Below are 17,701 nucleotides of genomic sequence, written 5' to 3'. Positions count from 1 at the left end.
AACCGTTTTATGCGCCCTGTAGTGCTTCTTGATGGTGGCCTCGGCCAAGAGATTTATCGGCGTGCTGCCAACGTTAGTTCAGCGCTATGGTCGGTTGCGGTTATGCACGAGCAGCCAGACGTGGTTGTCGCGGTGCACTCCGACTTTATCCGCGCTGGCGCCAAAACGTTATCCCTCAACACTTATGCCGCCACGCCGTCCCGTTTGCTTCAGCACGGCCAGTTGGAACAGTTGGTGACCATACATCAAAATGCGTTCGAATTGCTGGGGCAGGCTGTAGAAGCCACAGGCGCGTGTGTGGATATTGCAGGTTGTCTGCCGCCCCTGGCCGGAAGTTATCAGGGCCAGCCCGCGCGTTCGTTTGAGGATTTGCGGGATGAATACTCGGTGCTGGTAAAACAGCAGGCCGTGGCTGACGTTCTGCTGATTGAAACCATGACCAATACCCTGGAAGCGTGTGCGGCCTGCGCCGCTGCGAGCGAGTTGGGCAAGCCTTTTTCCGTCGCGTTTCGCCTTGAGGCGGACGGCAAGCTAAAGTCTGGTGAAACCCTGGCTGAGGCGGTTGCCGCCGTTTCCCCGTACTCACCTACGGCGGTAATGCTCAACTGCTGTGACCCCGAATTAATTTCTGCTGCCATGCCCGAGCTGGTTAGATTGCACCCCTGCGTGGGTGGTTATGCCAACGCCTTTAAGTCGGTGGAGGCTATGGCGCGGGGTGGTTTAGTGGATGCCTTGGAGGCGCGGGAAGATATTTCTCCACAGGCCTATGTGGCCCATGTGCGCCAGTGGCTAGCTGATGGGGCAACCGTTATTGGCGGCTGCTGCGAGATTACACCGGAGCATGTGCGGCACATTGTAGAGACGCTTGCGGACGACTATGAGTTTATTCGGTTCTCCCAATGGCCGGTGCCAAACTCCTGAGCAAGAAAACTCGAGTTTAAATTTTTAAATTGATGGAATTTTTATGAGCAGTAACGAATTAACCGACGTGCTCGAAATGAACGGCGAAGAGCGCTACGACTACTTTTTGAGCGCTGTGCTTGAAGAGCGGGATATCTGGATACTGATCAATACCGACAACCGTTTTCTGAAACTTGTTTCAGAAGAGGAGGGCGTGGCGCACGTGCCGGTGTGGCCCAGCGCCGAATTCGCCGCGGAGTATGCCAAGGGATCAGACGATCTGACCCCGAAGAGCATTTCCCTGCCAGACTTTTTCAAAAAATGGGTACCGGGCCTGACCAAAGACAAATTGGAAGTGGGCGTGTTCCCCGGCGCAGAGGGTACTTTGTGGATAACCTCGCCGGAAGAATTAAAGCGCGATCTGCAAGAAGAGATGTCGAGCTTTTAGGTAAGGTGGGGGGCAGATTTCAAATCCCAAAGCTAGGGGGCAGATTTCAAATCTGTCCCCTATCCTATTTTTACCCAGTCGCAGTCACGTATTTCAAAACCTCAACCACCTGTTCTGGCGTCTGTGCCCACGCCATGGCGGCGGAGTCGACTTCTTTCAACGGGTGAACAATGTCGTCGTTATGCAGGGTAATGTAAGGCGTGCCCATGGCGGCGCAGAACCCGGCGTCAAAAGCGGCGTTCCACTGTTTGTACTTGTCACCGAAGCGAATCACGGCAAGGTCGCACTGTTCCAGCATCGTTTTCGTGCGAATGCTGTTTACTTTAGAGGATTGGTGATCGCGCCAAAACGCCACATCGGGCTTGCCCAGCATATCGCCTGCCGCATCGCTGGCTGCGTGGTTTGTGACCGGAGCGGTGAATTCGACGGGCAGGCCGGCCGCTTCTGCACCCGCCTCAATTTGTTCACGCCAGTCTGTATGGATTTCGCCAGAAAGATAGACAGTCCAGATCATGGGATTCTCCTGAGGTAATAATTGAGCAGATTAACTGCGGTGCCAATAAACGAGACCTCATCATACGTGAGTGGGCGGGGGGATTCATTTCAAGCCTTTAACACCTAGGACTCACTTGCAATTTTCCGGTTTGGGCCGATGATAGATAATAGGATAACCATCTTTGAGCCGCTGCGAGGAACTCTATGGATTTCAAAGATTACTACGCCGTACTCGGTGTGAGCGAGTCTGCCTCTCCCGAAGACATTAAAAAGTCCTATCGCAAACTGGCGCGGAAATATCATCCGGACGTGAGCAAGGAAGACAACGCCGATGACATGTTCAAAAATGTTGGTGAAGCCTACGAAGTTCTGAAGGACCCGGGAAAACGCTCCGAATACGACGAGTTACGCAAATACGGCGCCCAACCTGACGGTTCATTTCAGCCACCCCCTGGCTGGCAGAGTGAGTCCGGTTTTGGTCGCGGTGGCTACACCGAGGCCGATGCCAGCCAGTTCAGCGATTTTTTCGAGCAGATGTTTGGTCGTGGCCAGCAAACCGGTGGCGGCGGTTTTCGTCAGAACATACGCGTGCGCGGTGAAGACATTCATGCCCGCCTGGCGCTATTTCTGGAAGAAGCCTACAAAGGTTGCGATAAGCAGGTGTCGTTCGCTGTTCACGATGCAGACGAGCGTGGCCGCTTAGTGGCGCGTCAGAAAACTCTCAAAGTCAAAATTCCCGCCGGTATGCGCGAGGGTCAGCACATACGCCTGAAAGGCCAGGGCTCGCCCGGTGTGGGTGGTGCCAGCGCCGGGGACCTGTTTATCGAAGTGGAACTGGCGCTCCATCCGCAGTTCACAGTAGAAGGCAACGATGTACTGATCACTGTGCCTATCAGCCCGTGGGAGGGTGCGTTAGGTGCAAGCATTACTGTGCCAGTGGTCGGTGGTAAAGTGAGTGTGAAGGTACCGAAAGGTTCTTCCAGCGGTCGCAAGCTGCGCCTGAAAGGCAAAGGCTTGCCTGGCAAGCACGTGGGAGATCAGATTGTGACTTTGCAGGTGACGCTAGCTGAAGAGCATTCGGAACAAGCGCTGGCCATTTACCAACAGCTGGCAGACGCTGAAAAAGACTTCAACCCACGCGCCAAACTGCACGTGTAACCGGAGGTTTGGGATGAGCAGACAAGACCGCATTTTGACTGTCGAAATTACCGATGCCGACGGTGGCGTGTTTACATTGCACGAAGTTTGCGAGCGTGGTGAATGTCACGCAGAATTCGTGATTAAGCTGGTGAATTACGGCATTCTGTCGCCCATCGAAGAGCACCACTTTCCACTGGACTGGCAATTCGATGTGATGGCCTTAACTCGCCTGCAGCGGGCCCTGAGATTGCAGCAGGATCTGAAACTGAATTTGCCGGGTCTGGCCGTATCGCTCGATTTGCTGGATGAAGTTCAGCAAATGCGTAGGGAAGTGAGCCGCCTGAACCAACGTCTGCGGCAGATATCAGGGGAATAGGCGACACAACATTACAGGGCGCGTGTTCATAACAGTGGCGCCATTTTATCGCGTTTAGGTACTCTTTTCGAGCGCCTGAATTTCCGCATACAGCTTTTCTGCTTCCTCCATTAACGTGCTGTGGGTGCGTAAGTCACCATTGCGCTGAGAGTGCAATGCTTTCTCTAACTTGGCCTCATACGCTTTTTGCAATTTTTTCTTTGGATCGCTTTTAAAGAATCCCAACATTGATTCCTCCTTGGTGAGTAGAGTTTTAGGTGTATACGGCAAATACATCGAATCCGATGACTAGGTCGGCACTACCGGTTATGCTCTACTGCTAAGCGTTTAATACACAACGGAGTTGGTTTTCATGGGTGAAGCAAAACGTCGTCATCACAGCGGTTCCGCTGCCGTTCGTAAACCGGCTAGCAAGCGCTCGCTGGCCTTGGGTGTTATGACTTTGATGGTCGTCGCCATGTTGATAGGCCTATTTTTTATAATGTCTGGCCCGTCGCCGGATTCCAATGAGCTGCCAGTTGCAAAACAAGGTACGTCGGATTTTCCAGCCGAGTTGGACAAATTTGGTGTTTCAGTGGGTGCCGCTGATGCGCCGGTTGTGGTGCGGGAATTTGCGGATTATCAGTGTCCGGCCTGCGCCCGCTTCGCCGACGCTAGCCAACGCTTGAAAAAAGAGTACGTGGAAAGCGGTAAGGTGCGTTTTGTGTACTTTGAGCTGCCGTTATCACAGCACGCTAACGCCATGGCGGCTGCCGAGGCCGCTCGCTGCGCGGGCGACCAGAACGCCTTTTGGTCCATGCACGATGCACTGTACAGCAATCAGTCGGCCTGGGCAGGCGTATCAGATCCGCAGGCAACGTTTACCCGCTATGCCGGCGACCTTGGCCTGAGTGAAAATCGCTTCAGCCGCTGCATGGCCACCGAACTGCACCGCGAGGCCATCGAACAAAGCGCCAAAGTGGCAACCCAGCTGCGAGTGGTCAGCACGCCTACTGTGATGGTTGATAACATCGTCCTGACCCGCCCGGGCTGGGGGCAGCTGTCGGCTGTGGTGGAACGCGAACTGGCTATCAGCCGCTGACTTTTTTGGTGATACCTGGCCGCAGCAGTGCACTGCTGCGGCCACTCCTGACTTGATCCATCGCCTTAATTGACTAAAATCACCCCCCTGTTTGAATACCCGACTACCCCAACCATGCTCCGGATTTACGATCCGGCCCGCAGGAGATTGCTATGACTGATTCCGTTGTTGTGTGTGCGCTGTATAAATTCGCGGTTTTGAACGACTACCAGGCCCTTCGCCAGCCGCTGCTGAACCTGATGCTGGCAAGGGGTGTGCGTGGCACATTATTGTTGGCCGGCGAGGGCATTAACGGCACCGTAGCCGGCAGCCGTGAGGGTGTTGACGCGGTAAAGACCTGGATTAACAGCGATGACCGTTTTGCCGGCATTGAATACAAGGAATCGTTTGTCGGCGAGCAGCCGTTCAAGCGCACTAAGGTCAAGCTGAAAAAAGAAATTGTCACCATGGGCGTTGAAGGCATTGACCCAAAGCGCATCGTGGGCACCTACCTGAATCCCGAGCAGTGGAACGAATTGATTTCCGATCCTGAGGTGGTGCTGGTTGATACCCGCAACCAGTATGAAGTGGAAATTGGCACCTTCAAAAACGCCCTCAACCCCGCTACAGATACGTTTCGCGAATTTCCCGAATACGTAAGACAGAACCTTGATCCGGCCAAGCACAAGAAAGTCGCCATGTTCTGCACCGGTGGTATCCGCTGTGAAAAATCGACGGCCTATATGAAAGAGCAGGGCTTTGACGAGGTTTATCACTTAAAAGGCGGCATTTTAAAGTACCTGGAAGAGATGTCGGAAGAGAAAAGCTTGTGGGAAGGTGAATGTTTCGTTTTTGATGATCGGGTTACCGTCAATCATCGTCTTGAGCGTGGCGAGAACGACCAGTGCCACGCCTGCCGTCGCCCGATCACTGAAAATGACAAGCTGCGGCCGGAATATAACAAAGGCGTGAGCTGTCATCAGTGCGCTGGTGTTTCAACCGAGTCTCAAAAGGCGCGCTTTGCCGAGCGCGAACGGCAAATGCGTCTGGCCGAGGAGCGTGGAGAAGTTCACGTGGGAGGCGATGCGGCCCGCGTTGTTGCTGAACGAAAAAAACGCAAGCAAGTTGAGCGCGCACGTCAGGCCAAACTCAGTCTGGAAGGTGAAAAAGCCCGTTCCTGATCGTCTGCTAGAGCTTTTAGCCCGCGCTTTGGGTGTCGGCTTCGACGCTTTTGGGCGCGTAAAAGTGACATGGCCGATTTAAGGGTTAACCTTGAAAAGCTCTCAATAGATCACAATCAATCTTGTACACCTGCCATTCATTGGCTGCGTGCTTATAGGCGTTGCGCGGCTTACCAACAGGTTTTTATCATGCCAAAACACTTTGAACAGGCGCCCGGACTTCATCACGAGCCGGTGCCAGAAACCGAAGGCTTCGTATTTAACCAGACCATGTTACGAGTAAAAGATCCTCAAAAATCCCTGGATTTTTACAGTCGGGTTCTGGGTATGCGTTTGGTCCGCAAACTGGACTTTCCGGAGATGAAGTTCACTCTGTATTTTCTGGGGTATCTGGATGAGCGTCAGGCCAGCACCGTTCCGACCGACGATGCCTATCGCACCACTTACACCTTTGGCCGTGAAGCCATGTTGGAGTTGACCCACAACTGGGGCACCGAGAACGACGACGATTTTGCTTACCACAACGGCAACGACCAGCCCCAGGGCTTTGGCCATATTGGTATCGCAGTACCCGATGTTTACTCGGCTTGTGATCGGTTCGAGGCTTTGCACGTCGATTTTGTGAAAAAGCCGGATGACGGCCAGATGAAGGGCTTGGCGTTTATCAAAGACCCAGACGGCTACTGGATTGAAATTCTGCAGCCCGATATGCTTGAGTACCAGCGCAAAGACTGACGCGTGCAGTCAGCCTTCAACGCTCACTCGTTAGGTGGCTGGCCGTGGTGGGTTACCGTAGCGTGACGCGACCACTACCGCTACGGTGAGTATAAATGCGCCCGCAATACCTATCGTGCCCAATTCCTCGCCCAGAATCAGCCATGCCAATAGTGCGACAAATAAGGGTTCCAAAATAACAATGATGCTGGCCAGGGTGGCCGGCGTTGTCTGCATACCGTCAAAAAAGCACAGGTAAGCAATACAGGTTGGCACTACCCCGATGTAAATCACCATCAGCCAGTGCTGCCATTGCAAATTTTGCACATCGGCAAAGCCGCCGCTGAAATAGACCGCTGGCAGCAAGACCAACGCTGCGGTGAAGAAACACAGAAAAGCGGTAGTAAACACCGGCGTTCGCGCAGAGTTGTAACGGCTGGTCAGGTTGAATCCAGTGTAAACAGCCGCGGCCAGCAGCGACATTAGAATACCTGCCAGGCGCAATGTTCCGGCGGTTTCCACATCGCTCAACACCAGCATAACGGTACCGGCTATAGCCACGAACAGCGCCGCCAGGGTAATCGCACCCGGTTTTTCACCCAGTATGGGGGCCGCCAGCAGGGCTACAAAAACCGGTGGCAGGCACAGTGAAATCAACGTGGCGATGGCGGCACCGGTTAAGTCTACCGCTACCAGGTAGCTGCTCTGGTATACAGCCTGAAAAATGCCCAGCCCGGCCAGCGGTATCAGGGCCTTTAACGGAATCTGGCGCAGGGCCGTCTGTCGGGTTTTGCCGGTGCTGGAGGGCCAACCGGTGCTGCTCGCGGCGCATTAGCAGCCAGAAAAATGGCAGAGCCACCATTAATCTGAGTAAGGCCAGTGTAAGGCCTCCCAGATCAGAACTGGCAAACAGAAATTTAGCGACGATGCTGGTAGTCGACCAAAGCACGGCCGCAAATGCGATTAGTAATACGCCCCTGAGCATAAGAACATCCGGCAAAAAGAAAGGAAGCTATGATAGGCGTTGGGGCATGTTGCTACTAGCCCGTTTGTGTGTGTTCAAAATAAAACAAAGGCCGCTCAGTTTCCTGCGCGGCCTTTGTCACTTTCCGATTACCTTTTTATCAATTCCCGAGCATCTATCGGGGGACTTCCTAGACGGATCAAATCCCTCCTCAAACGCTGGCTGTATTGTTCCGCTATGGATTTAAAAGGTAAATGTGCGCATTTCTGAATTCAGCATCTGTTCTGCCATTTCCGGTGGCGTAGCCACACCCACGCCGCTCAGCAGGTCGTCCTTGCTGTAATCGCTGTTTGGCAGGTAAAGCGCGCATACGTTGGCAGTGCCGCCTTGCTTCAACAGGCCGCGGAGCATCTGGCCTGGAGTCACGTCTTTCGGCTTTAAAGCCGGTGCGTCGTAAGTTTTCAAGGCCAGGTCGCCAGCTTTGTCACACAGTAATACGTTTACCTTGGCACCCTTCTGGGCCATGGTGTTAGACAGTACCATCGCCATGCCCTGGGTTTGCAGGGATTCGCTGGACAGAATCACCAGTACTTCGTCAATCATGTGCTGATCTCCCGCATGTACAGCCATTGGGGCTATCGCCGTCACTGACATTACAGCTACTACCGCCAGTGCTTTGAGTGATTTCATCATAGTTTGGAACTCCTGAATGATTGGATGAATTCGGCATGCATCCACCATAGGGCACTGTGGTCGAGGGTTCAGTGACAATGTCACGCACCGCGGGGTTGCGAACGTCTTTACGCCGCGCTGCGGCCGCTAAGCTGCGCTAGCAGACGCCCGATACTCCAAAGTACAGCTTGTAACAGAGGCGTTATCAGCCAAAGAAGGCCGCGTAAAAGATAAAGAGCTGGCATTAGTAGCAATAACCAACCAACCCACTGAATCAGTAAGGCCGGTGCGCCAATCACGTCAGCCAGCTCGACCAGGAGGTCGTTAATCAGGCTGGGGTGGGTGATAACCAGATAGCCTGCGCCTACAATCAGCGGCCATTTGGCATAGCGGGCACTGCTGAGCACTAAGCGGCTACCGCGGCTGAAACGCACTGCCAGTGCCGCAGAACGCGTGCCGCGGCTGGCATTCTGGGTGGTTGCGGCAGCGAATCGGCCGATACGCAGAACTTTCACCGCGCTGGCGAATACCACCACATCCAACGCTGCCCAGCCAATGTCACCGGCTCCAATAGGTTCATCCATGCGATGGCGTTTTTCCAGTTGGCGCAGGCCACCGGCGAAAAACTGGTTCAGGCCTTCCAGAACACGCTCACTAGCAAGCCATTCAACCTTGCCCTCAGGATTAACCAGAAACTGGCCTAGAAAATCATGACCTTCAGTATGAATGTACTGAACCGCATACCAGCCGCGCTCGGTGGGTGTTAGTGGCTTTACAGAATCAACGTCCGTTGAGCTCTTTTCGTGATCGGTAAACCATTTTTTGAAGAGCTGATATTGCGTGCCGGCCCTGTTCATCCATTCAATGGATCCAACAGGATTGGACACAAAATAGTGGATGGGCGGCAACACCGAATCGCCATGTTGCCGCAGAATGTCCTGAAATTCCGGCTCGCCGCCGTAAATTTGTAGCAGCTGGCGCGCCATAACCGGGTATTTCAACATTGCGGCTCTTGCTTTTAGTACCAGCAGCGGATCCTGAGCCATATCGGCTAGAACAGCTTGCAAATCAACGGATTCATGCTCAATGCCGGGAAACTCGCCCAGCACATCGTTGGCGTTAATGCGGATGAGTTTTTGCTCAACCGGAACGGGTTCGGCAGCAAGGCTGAAAAAAGTGGCCAGTAAGGCGGCCAATACAAAAATAGCGAAGAGTCTTTTCATCTTTTGTTCCTCCCTGGTTTCCACTTAGTTACGACGCAGCTTCGTCAGGCCTTGAAAGAGCGCGTTGGCGCACAGAGATCATTAGGTTCACTATTAAGTCATTGCAACAGGAGATCACATCATGCGGGTATTAATTGCTGGAGCCAATGGCCAGATAGGCCGTCATTTATTGGAAAAGATGGCAGACACCGAGCACGAAGCACGAGCCTTGATTCGTGACCCGGAGCAGGGGCCTGATCTGCAAAAACTAGGCGCTACCGAAACCGTGGTGGGCAACCTGGAAGGTGATTGCCGCGAAGCGTTACGCAGTTGTGATGCGGTTATTTTTACCGCAGGTTCAGGCCCCAAAACCGGCCCTGAAAAAACCGTCGACGTAGACCAGAACGGCGCCATCAATCTGATGGACACCGCAAAAAAAATGGGTATCAAGCGCTTTATAATTGTCAGCAGTATGCGCGCAGACAAGCCTGGCGACGCCCCTGAAAAGATTCGCCATTATCTGGAAGCAAAACATAAAGCCGACGAGCATCTGATGGCCAGCGGCCTGACCTACACGATTGTACGTCCCGGCCCACTTACTGAAGATTCCGGTAGCAGTAAGGTTGATATTCGTGAAAACCTGGACCGCCCGGGCGACATTCCCCGGGAAGACGTAGCCAATGTACTGCTGGCGGTGTTGAATTCAGACAACTGCGATAACCGCACATTCGAAGTGCTTTCTGGCACTACCCAGGTGGATGAGGCGTTGGCGGCGCTGTGATGTCATCGGTTCTGTTGTTAGCCCCGTAGGTTGAATGACAATTTAATCCACGGCGAACAGTGATGGAGAACAACAGTGCCTGAAGGACCCGAGATACGTCGCATGGTCGACGATATTCAAAACGCCGTTGGCCAATGCAAGGCGGACAAGGTGTTTTTCGCCTTCGACCGTTTCAAGAGTTTTGAACCAACCTTGGCCGGCCGCCTGGTAACGGCGGTAGAGGCCCGCGGTAAAGCCGTACTGGTGTTTTTTTCGGCCCTCGGCGACGACGGACCTTGGTGCGTATACAGCCATAACCAGCTTTACGGCCAGTGGCGCATTAGCAAGGCGGATGCTCAACCAAAAACCGGGCGCCAACTGCGCTTTGCGGTTGTCGGGTCAGACAAAGCCGCTTGGCTTTATAGCGCATCTGACATTCGACTGGTGCGGCCTGACGATTTGGAGCAGGTGGTGTATCTGGCGCGTCTAGGGCCCGACCCGGTCAACCAGACCATTTCAGTTGAAAACGTGCTCGCGCAATTTGATGATAAGCGCTTTCGCGGCCGCGGCTTAGGCGGTTTGCTTTTGGACCAAGGGTTTGTTGCTGGCGTGGGCAATTATCTGCGTTCGGAAATTCTGTTTGAAGCGGGCTTGATGCCGTCCATAAAGCCAAAGGACTTGTCATCAGAAGCCCGTGAGCGGCTGGCCAAGGCCATTCTGGTTTTGATCGAACGAACTTACCGCCTGAAAGGCATTACCAACGATCCTGAACGAGTGAAAAAATTAAAGCGGGAAGGGCGTACCTTTTCTCAGCGTCGATTTATGGTGTTTAATCGCGACTCCGCGCCTTGCTACGAATGCGAGACGCCCATCGTAAAAATCAGCGTTGCCAGCCGGCGGTTGTATTATTGCCCCCTGTGTCAAGCGGATTGAAATTTTAGGGCGCTGGCTCTTGCTCGCTCAATGCTACGGATTGATCATAAAGTAATCAGCTTGCTCGAACTGATCATTTTCGCACCACATTCCCTCAAGCCCTGTGTTTTAGAGGTTCACTGGACCTATCCTTGCCCTGCTCACAATGTTATCCACAGCTTCTGTGGGTAAGTCATATAAATAATGAGGCGTTATCACCTTTGTGCTGGGTTTTTTCGTGGGCGTCAGCGGCTGTCTAAGTAGTGCATCCATAGCAGCCGCGCGGCGACGGCGCGCCAGGGTGACCAGGCACTGGCAATGTCTACCTGTTGCTGGTGGGTTGCGGGTGCGTCCAGCTGTTTTACTTCCTGCATGGCGGCCGCCAGTGCAAGATCACCCAGTGGCCACACATCCGGCCGGCGCAACGCCATCAGGTAATACACGTCAACACTCCATGGGCCTAGCCCGGGGACGGCGAGGAGCGCGCCGCGTCCTTCGGTGTCACTCAGATCGTCCAGCTGTTCCAGATTGAGTTTGCCGTTACGAATGCGGTCTGCCAAGCCAAAGCAATAACGGGCTTTTTGGCGGGTTAGCCCGAACGCTTTTAGTTCTTCCTCACCTGCTGAAACCATCCGCTGCGGCGACATCTCACCCAGATGTGTACATAGCCGTTCGAACACGGTTTGCGCGGCCTTTATAGAAATCTGTTGCTCCAGAATAATGTGCACCAGTGACGCAAAACCAGGTTCCCGCGCCCACAGCGGTGGGGTGCCCAAGCGGGTATAAATGCGGCCAAGATCCGCATCCACAGCGGCCAGTTGTTGTGCGCCGTAGTCAAGATTTTCGAGGGTGAGCGAGGTTCTTTTCATTAAAACAATCCAAGCTGGGGCCGTTGTGCGGCCAGATCCAAAGCGGCTACCTGTGGTAAGCGTTCTTGTAACAGCTTACTCCAAAGTTGCGCCAGAGCCAGTGCATCGCCGTTATCCGGCATATGCATGAACACATAGGGCTGTTGGCCCTGTTCAATCCATTGGCCGACACGTTCTACCCAAGGCGCCAGATAAGGAGGGTTCTGCTCAAGCCGGGGATGGCCGATGTAGCGGATCATCGGTGGGGCGTCCACCGGCAGGAGATGAACCGGAACCCTCGGCTTTTTGCGCTGGGCATCGCGAATGATCTCGGTGCCGGGTTGTGCTGAGAAGAGCGCCCGACTGTCCAGACAGACACGGGCCTTGTTGCGCTCACGCAGCCCGCGGTTGAGTGTTTTTTCGGCCTCGCCCTTGCTGAAAAAGGCGCTGTTACGAACTTCCACAGCGCAGGTGAGAGACTCTGGCAATTTATCCATAAACCGCCAAAGCCGATCCAGATGTTCCGGTTTAAAAGCCGCCGGCAGCTGAATGAACATGGGTCCGAGCACATCATTCAACGGCGAAAGTATATCCAAAAAGGCGTTTGTGTCAGCCGTTACTCCCGACAGTAATTGATCGTGAGTAATTCGACGGGGGAATTTGAACACGAAGCGAAAATCGCCTGGCACCTGCGAGCGCCACTGACGGCACTGCTCCTGGCTGGGCGTGGCGTAAAACGTCGTGTTGCCTTCTACACAATTCAGCACCTGGCTGTAACGGGCGAGTGGTGCCTGGCCTGGTGGTAACAAGGTGTTCCAGCCAGAATCTTGCCATTGCGGGCAGCCGAGGAAATAGGGGAGCGCCATTGATTGGTAATGTCCTGATGTAGATTGCTTATTTCATACGGATGGCGCTCGACGTGAATTCAATCAGGCGCCCGTTCATTTGAGTGAATGGAAGTACCGAAGCATAGGTTGCAGAGTTATTGAAGCGTGATGGCGCCAGCTTTACAACCGTACCCTCCGTGCTGGCGGCCCCTTTCAAAAAAGATGCAGTGTCGCTTTTATCGAGATGGCGATATTGTCAGCGGAATGACGTTTCTCAGCTTCCTCTAAGAGTTTTCTAACGCCATACAGGTCGAGCTTCAGAAAACTGCCGCAGTTCGTTTCTGCCTTCGCCCTTATGGGTCTGGGTTTTCAGGGTGGTGCGTGTTTTGTGCCGGGGCAGGGCGTAGGGCGGTGTGTTGGTGGCGTGGTAAGTGCCGCCGGTAATGATGGGCTGGTCTGGATCGCCGTCCAGAAATGACACGATCACTTCGTGGCACACTCTTGGCAGCGCCACAAAGCCGTACTGACCGCCTGCCCAACCCTGGCTTACTCGCAACCAAGCGCTGCTTTGTGCCCCGCTTGATTCCGAACTCTCTGCCCGGCCCGTCCGTAAACGCTGATCCCAAGGGAAGCGAACTTGAACGCGGCCGTGTTGGTCGCAGTGGATGCTTGCGGGAACCGCGCTGAAGCAATTGTGGTAGGTGGTTGGCTTAGCACCGGCTTCTTCTTTCAGAGCCTGTGGTTGGCTGCCACTTTGAGCAACGTGGGTTATCAGCCAGTCCTGATTTAATTTTTCATTGTTGTGGCGGGTGAGCTGCACTTTGGCGCAGCAGGTCAAACACTGCATCGGCAATGTCCCTTTCGCGTATAAGCGACCTGAGTATGTTGTTGGTGCTCTGGCTTTGGAATATGCGGCCGTTCTGCCAGATGGTCAGCTCTAACCGCTGCTCTAATATGTCAGTGGCCGCCAGCGTTGGCAGGTTGCTGGCCATTTTAAGACGGCCATGAACCAGCTCCGACAGGCCTTCGGTGAGTTCAAAACCGACTAACGAGAAAACATCTTCGGGCAGTTCGCCGACACGGGCAGTAAACTGCAATCCATTTGCTTGGTGCATATCTTCAGTTCTTGAAAATATGTGTATCTGTTGAAAAATCCAGAGATCAGCTCTCGGTTTTGAACACTTCCCTACAATTTTACGCACACAAAAAGCGCGTTTCCAGAGTCCTGATCCCAAGGGGTAATTTTGTCGTAATCGTGCTCGAAGATGTGAACGTCGAAATACGGCAGCAGAAGCTCTTTCAGTTGGTCATAACTCACCGCTACCATCGGGTGCTCGTCATGCCACGTTTGTGTAATACCGCCGGTGGTTTTGCAGATGCCCAGTTTGAGCGATTGCCGGTCGCCCAAGCCACCGTAATACCAGGCCGAACTGAAGGTGAAGTGACTGCCTTCATGGTTGGCACTGTGGCTGACGCACAAGTTGTTGTCGATCTTGTGTTTGTCGACAGCGTTAAAGCAGAACACGCCACCTGGCTTTAACGCCTGGCGCACGCGGGCGAGGCATTTTTGTAGCGCTTCAAGTTCGCCGCTGTAATGAATGGAATACAGAAAACAGGTGATCAGGTCTAGCTTTTCGCTCACTTGAAAATCGCACATGTCGCCCAGTGAAAACGGCGCTTCGGGGCAGCGGATCTTTGCCATTTCCAGCATGGGCTGACTGATGTCCAGTCCGCAGCTTTCGTAGCCGGCATCAATAAAGTAACGCACGTGGGGGCCGGTGCCGCAGGCCAGATCCAGATGGCTGTTGCCGCCATTGCCGAATAACTGATGCAGGCGCTGTGCGCCGTGGCTCTGCGCCTCGTAGTCGATGTCGGTGCACAGCAAATCATAATAGTCCGACAAGTCGGTGTAGAGCGCGTTGGAGGACATGGCAGCCTGAGTGTGAGCGGTAAATCGGGTGGGCGCGGCATCGTATCCCAAAGCACTGCGTTTGCGAAGGGAATTAGCCAGGCGAAATACTAGCTTGCTTGAGTCACTTCCTGCCGCGGGTTGCGGGGGTAATAGCGTTCAGGGAGGCGTTCGATGTGAGGAAAGAAGCGAGTGTCTTTGTAAGGCATTTTCATAAAACCGGATACGCCAAGGCCGGTGACCTCATCGACGGCGGCCAGAATTTCGTCCAGGTGCTGGCGGAATTCGTCCTCTTTGGCCGGGTCCAGCAGGCGGTATTGGCTGTGAATTTTCAGGTGCAGGGGCAGGGCCTCAAAGATGATCATGCCGGTGTGGCGGATGCCGTTCAAGGCTTCAAGCGCGGTAATAATGGTGGGCGGCAACATCAGAAACTCTTCCGGGTCAGGGCCGTCTTCAAAATATGAGTGCACTCGTGAACGGTCTTCTACCTCTGGCGCCGAACTGATCTGATACGGCAAATGCATGGCTGGCGGCGTGACAAACGGCTGGTCGGCTTGATCGCGTTCAATGTGCAGTGTGTCGCGGGCGTTGAACAGGCAGCTTTTAAAGATGCCTTGGCGGTAGATGGCTTGGGCCAGATTGACCATGTTGTTGACGGCGGTGGTGAAGGCGCTTTTCAGTTGTGGGTCGTGCAGGTGCAAGGAAGTGTCTACATAAATACCGTCAGGCTCCCAACGCACTGCCAGGCCACCTTCTACCGGGTAGCGGCCAAGGCGGCTGACCGCTGCCAAGAACGCTTTTTCGGTGTCGCCCATGCCCTGCATGAAGTTTTTGTAGTAGCGGTCTAACTGCACGTCGTTGACGTCGTTCAGGGTGTTTACCGCGCCTTCCTGGCGCAGGAAGGATTTACGCGAGCTGTACACCACCGTGTCGATTTCGCGCCCGGGCTGGCGTATCCACACTGGCACCAGTGGAACGGGCGCAGGTTCGGGCAGATCAATCATCACCGTGCGCGCCATTCTGGGCATTTCCCGAATGTAGTAGTCACCGGCTTGCTGGCGCTGCTGGGGATCAGGGCTGAGCATGCCGTCCAGCATGCGGGCGAATTCCATAGGCAATCCCAAGGAGTCGGCGGGTATTGCCTGGTGGCCAAAGCGGCAGGATTGGCCAGAGGCCAGGGCGTAAAGAGTCGCTGCGGCGCCTTGCTCGTCAAAGCGCGGCGATGACAACCCGCCGTAAAGCTGTTCTTCGCCAATAAAGTACACATCGCCCAGCCGTGCGTTGGTGTGTTGCAGATTGTCCGACATCAGCTCCATCACGCTGTTGTTGAGGAACTGCTGACTGGCATCCAGCTGGGCGAACACCGACGAGCCCCAGTCGATCAGGGCGATGTTTTCGTGCTTGGCGTCGAAGACCAGATTCGAGGGTTTAATGTCGCCGTGGACAATGGGCCGCTTGCCATCGGTGGATTCCCGGCGCAGATTGCGCAGAATGTCTGCCAGCTGGTCGGCAATGCAGATGATCAGGCGCGGCGTCAGGCGCCCTTCGCGCAGCGATACCACTTCCAGATTCAGCCCTGGCGCCCGTTCCATCACCAGGATGGGCTGGCTGCGGGCCCGCTGGAAGGAAATCAGGCGCGGCACCCGCGGGTGCTCCACTTGTTCCAGAATATAGGCCTCGTCTTCGAGGCGGTCGTGCAGCTGGCGTGGCAGATTGATGCGGATAAATTTGAACACGTGTTCCAAATCGCTAGCGCCCTCCAGCGCAAGCTTTCCTGAAAACACAAAACCGTAAGCGCCTTTACCGATCATCTCGATGTCGCGGTAGCCCAGCGCTTGCAATTGAGTCGTACAGAGCGCAACCCAGTTTTTCAGTTTGCGCGCGTCGTTGTGACTGAGCAGGTAAATGGACTGCTCTTCGGGTATGTAAAACTGTTGAATCTGCGAAGGCGGCGTTTGCTGCCCTCGCATTTTTTTTTGCCGGGTCATCGGGCTCAGCCCAGGTGCAAGAGCATGGACTGTGGCGATTCTAGATAGCCTTTCCAGCAATTGCTGAAACGGGCAATGGTGCCGCCGTCGATAATGCGGTGATCCCCCGCCCAGCTGACGGGCATAATGGAGCGCGCGGTTACATTGCCTGCCTGATCAAAGCGCGGCAGCGTTTGGGTTCGGCCCAGGGCTACAATCGCCACTTCCGGTGCGTTGATGATGGGTGAGGCGTAAGTGCCGCCTAATGCCCCAATGTTGGAAATGGTGATGGTACCGCCTTTCAGGTCGTCTTGAGCTACGCGGCCTTCGCGGGCAGCTTCGGTCAGGCGCGCCACTTCATTGGCAATTTCCAGCAGGCTGAGGTGTTCCACGCCTTTGATGTTGGGCACCATCAGTCCGGCTTTGCTGTCCACCGCCATACCAATGTTGCATTGGGGCTGGTAATGGATTTCGGTGATCTCGTCGTTTACCCGGCTGTTCAGAATCGGGTAGTCGCGAATGGCCAGTGCCATGGCTTTCATGATGAACGGCATCAAGGTGAGCCGTGATCCGCTGGCTTCGGCCAGGGGTTTGAGCTGCGCGCGCAGAGCCAACAGTTCGGTCACATCAATATCTTCGCTGAAGATAAAGTGTGGGATGCTGGATGCTGCAGCCACCATACGCTTGGCCATCACCGCCTTCATGCCCTTGATAGGCTCTACCCGAACCTGCTGTTCAGTGGTGCCGGAGCGTTTTGCTAATAGATTGCCTGATTGAGCGCCCGCAGACTCGTCTGTTTGGCCTTCTGGTTGCTTCAGGTGAGCCAGCACATCTTCTTTCAATACCCGGCCGTCTCTACCAGAGCCGCTGATATGACCCAATGACAAGTCGTACTCGCGCACCAGGCGTCTTACCGACGGGCTGGCCGGTGTTTTGATTTCCGCTGCGCGGGTTGTTTCATCAGCGTTGGCGCTGTCGCTCGCCTGTTTTTTTGTGTCGGTCTTTTGACTGGCCGGCGTTGAGCTTGCGGTGGTTTTTTCTGAGGCGGAGTCGTCGGTATCGTTGATGGTGCCGTGTTCTTGCTCGCCACCCTCTTCTGACAACTCAAACAGCGGTGCGTGCACTTTGGCAATGTCGCCTTCTTTGTAATAAAGACGCTTAATCTGTCCTTTGTGAGGTGCCGGTATTTCCACCAGCGCTTTGTCGGTCATGACCTCGACCACCGGTTGATCTTCTTCGATTATGTCGCCTTCGCTGACCAGCCACTTCACCACTTCGCACTCCACAATACCTTCGCCGATATCGGGCAGTATAAAATCACTCATG

The 17,701-nt window shown here is 54.4% G+C and carries 20 protein-coding genes and 1 pseudogene; 9 read left to right on the top strand and 12 right to left on the bottom strand.

The features are described from left to right. Positions 1 to 9 precede the first annotated feature (9 nt). Positions 10 to 921, top strand: a complete 912-nt coding sequence (locus tag ABA45_RS13615) for a homocysteine S-methyltransferase family protein (protein ID WP_048386957.1) — start codon at positions 10 to 12, stop codon at positions 919 to 921. A gap of 43 nt (positions 922 to 964) precedes the next feature. Further along, complete coding sequence (locus ABA45_RS13610; RefSeq protein WP_048386955.1) at positions 965 to 1,348, top strand: DUF2750 domain-containing protein; 384 nt, start codon at positions 965 to 967, stop codon at positions 1,346 to 1,348. A gap of 70 nt (positions 1,349 to 1,418) precedes the next feature. Here ABA45_RS13610 and ABA45_RS13605 read toward each other — a convergent pair whose 3' ends face one another. Further along, positions 1,419 to 1,862: a YtoQ family protein gene (locus tag ABA45_RS13605; RefSeq protein ID WP_048386953.1), complete on the bottom strand. Its 444-nt coding sequence runs from the start codon at positions 1,860 to 1,862 to the stop codon at positions 1,419 to 1,421. A 185-nt stretch (positions 1,863 to 2,047) separates the two neighbouring features. Here ABA45_RS13605 and ABA45_RS13600 point away from each other — a divergent pair, with 185 nt between their 5' ends. Then, the gene (locus tag ABA45_RS13600) at positions 2,048 to 3,001 is read left to right on the top strand and encodes a DnaJ C-terminal domain-containing protein (protein ID WP_048386951.1); all 954 of its coding nucleotides are present in this window, start codon (positions 2,048 to 2,050) and stop codon (positions 2,999 to 3,001) included. A 13-nt stretch (positions 3,002 to 3,014) separates the two neighbouring features. Next, positions 3,015 to 3,359: a chaperone modulator CbpM gene (locus ABA45_RS13595; RefSeq protein WP_048386949.1), complete on the top strand. Its 345-nt coding sequence runs from the start codon at positions 3,015 to 3,017 to the stop codon at positions 3,357 to 3,359. A gap of 54 nt (positions 3,360 to 3,413) precedes the next feature. On the opposite strand, the gene ABA45_RS18935 is transcribed toward ABA45_RS13595, so the two are convergent. Next, positions 3,414 to 3,587, bottom strand: a complete 174-nt coding sequence (locus ABA45_RS18935) for a DUF6435 family protein (RefSeq protein ID WP_014872159.1) — start codon at positions 3,585 to 3,587, stop codon at positions 3,414 to 3,416. 124 nt (positions 3,588 to 3,711) lie between these two features. On the opposite strand from ABA45_RS18935, the gene ABA45_RS13590 reads away from it, so the two are divergent. From ABA45_RS13590 to gloA, 3 genes are all read left to right on the top strand, one after another. Then, positions 3,712 to 4,440, top strand: a complete 729-nt coding sequence (locus ABA45_RS13590) for a DsbA family protein (RefSeq protein WP_048386947.1) — start codon at positions 3,712 to 3,714, stop codon at positions 4,438 to 4,440. A gap of 152 nt (positions 4,441 to 4,592) precedes the next feature. Beyond that, positions 4,593 to 5,600 carry an oxygen-dependent tRNA uridine(34) hydroxylase TrhO gene (trhO, locus tag ABA45_RS13585; RefSeq protein WP_048386946.1) on the top strand — a complete coding sequence of 336 codons (1,008 nt, stop codon included), beginning with the start codon at positions 4,593 to 4,595 and terminating at the stop codon, positions 5,598 to 5,600. A 189-nt stretch (positions 5,601 to 5,789) separates the two neighbouring features. Next, positions 5,790 to 6,335: a lactoylglutathione lyase gene (gloA, locus tag ABA45_RS13580; protein WP_048386945.1), complete on the top strand. Its 546-nt coding sequence runs from the start codon at positions 5,790 to 5,792 to the stop codon at positions 6,333 to 6,335. A gap of 30 nt (positions 6,336 to 6,365) precedes the next feature. On the opposite strand, the gene ABA45_RS13575 is transcribed toward gloA, so the two are convergent. From ABA45_RS13575 to ABA45_RS13565, 3 genes are all read right to left on the bottom strand, one after another. Continuing rightward, a complete protein-coding gene (locus ABA45_RS13575) occupies positions 6,366 to 7,040 on the bottom strand; it encodes a DMT family transporter (protein ID WP_264753041.1) in 675 nt (224 codons plus the stop codon). A gap of 481 nt (positions 7,041 to 7,521) precedes the next feature. Continuing rightward, on the bottom strand, positions 7,522 to 7,971 hold the full coding sequence (locus tag ABA45_RS13570) for a hypothetical protein (RefSeq protein WP_048386944.1): 450 nt from the start codon (positions 7,969 to 7,971) through the stop codon (positions 7,522 to 7,524). A gap of 107 nt (positions 7,972 to 8,078) precedes the next feature. After that, a complete protein-coding gene (locus tag ABA45_RS13565) occupies positions 8,079 to 9,173 on the bottom strand; it encodes a hypothetical protein (RefSeq protein ID WP_048386939.1) in 1,095 nt (364 codons plus the stop codon). A 121-nt stretch (positions 9,174 to 9,294) separates the two neighbouring features. Here ABA45_RS13565 and ABA45_RS13560 point away from each other — a divergent pair, with 121 nt between their 5' ends. Both ABA45_RS13560 and nei read left to right on the top strand, forming a co-directional pair. After that, entirely contained in the window at positions 9,295 to 9,933 is a 639-nt protein-coding gene (locus ABA45_RS13560; protein ID WP_048386938.1) for an SDR family oxidoreductase, read from the top strand. Between the two features lie 75 nt (positions 9,934 to 10,008). Beyond that, positions 10,009 to 10,845, top strand: coding sequence for an endonuclease VIII (gene nei / locus ABA45_RS13555; RefSeq protein WP_048386935.1), 837 nt, complete (start codon positions 10,009 to 10,011; stop codon positions 10,843 to 10,845). A gap of 224 nt (positions 10,846 to 11,069) precedes the next feature. Here nei and ABA45_RS13550 read toward each other — a convergent pair whose 3' ends face one another. The 7 genes and pseudogenes from ABA45_RS13550 to ABA45_RS13520 all read right to left on the bottom strand — a co-directional run bounded on the left by ABA45_RS13550 (position 11,070) and on the right by ABA45_RS13520 (position 17,700). After that, positions 11,070 to 11,693, bottom strand: a complete 624-nt coding sequence (locus tag ABA45_RS13550) for a DNA-3-methyladenine glycosylase family protein (protein ID WP_048386933.1) — start codon at positions 11,691 to 11,693, stop codon at positions 11,070 to 11,072. Next, entirely contained in the window at positions 11,693 to 12,538 is an 846-nt protein-coding gene (locus ABA45_RS13545; protein ID WP_048386932.1) for a DUF72 domain-containing protein, read from the bottom strand. The genes ABA45_RS13550 and ABA45_RS13545 overlap by 1 nt, the downstream gene beginning before the upstream one ends. 274 nt (positions 12,539 to 12,812) lie before the next feature. Next, a pseudogene (vgrG, locus tag ABA45_RS19805) lies at positions 12,813 to 13,325 on the bottom strand (type VI secretion system tip protein VgrG); the annotation flags it as partial. Next, positions 13,294 to 13,614 carry a hypothetical protein gene (locus tag ABA45_RS19800; RefSeq protein ID WP_048386929.1) on the bottom strand — a complete coding sequence of 107 codons (321 nt, stop codon included), beginning with the start codon at positions 13,612 to 13,614 and terminating at the stop codon, positions 13,294 to 13,296. The gene ABA45_RS19800 and the pseudogene vgrG, both read right to left, overlap by 32 nt. A 71-nt stretch (positions 13,615 to 13,685) precedes the next feature. Further along, a complete protein-coding gene (locus tag ABA45_RS13530) occupies positions 13,686 to 14,429 on the bottom strand; it encodes a class I SAM-dependent DNA methyltransferase (RefSeq protein ID WP_048386927.1) in 744 nt (247 codons plus the stop codon). A gap of 89 nt (positions 14,430 to 14,518) precedes the next feature. Further along, positions 14,519 to 16,396, bottom strand: coding sequence for a protein kinase domain-containing protein (locus tag ABA45_RS13525; RefSeq protein WP_048386925.1), 1,878 nt, complete (start codon positions 16,394 to 16,396; stop codon positions 14,519 to 14,521). A gap of 5 nt (positions 16,397 to 16,401) precedes the next feature. Beyond that, positions 16,402 to 17,700 (bottom strand): 2-oxo acid dehydrogenase subunit E2, encoded by a 1,299-nt coding sequence (locus tag ABA45_RS13520; RefSeq protein ID WP_048386923.1) that lies wholly within the window; start codon positions 17,698 to 17,700, stop codon positions 16,402 to 16,404. Between the last annotated feature and the right edge of the window lies 1 nt (position 17,701).

Source organism: Marinobacter psychrophilus, assembly GCF_001043175.1.
Classification (GTDB): Bacteria; Pseudomonadota; Gammaproteobacteria; order Pseudomonadales; family Oleiphilaceae; genus Marinobacter; species Marinobacter psychrophilus.
This window is presented reverse-complemented; position numbering and strand designations above follow the sequence as displayed.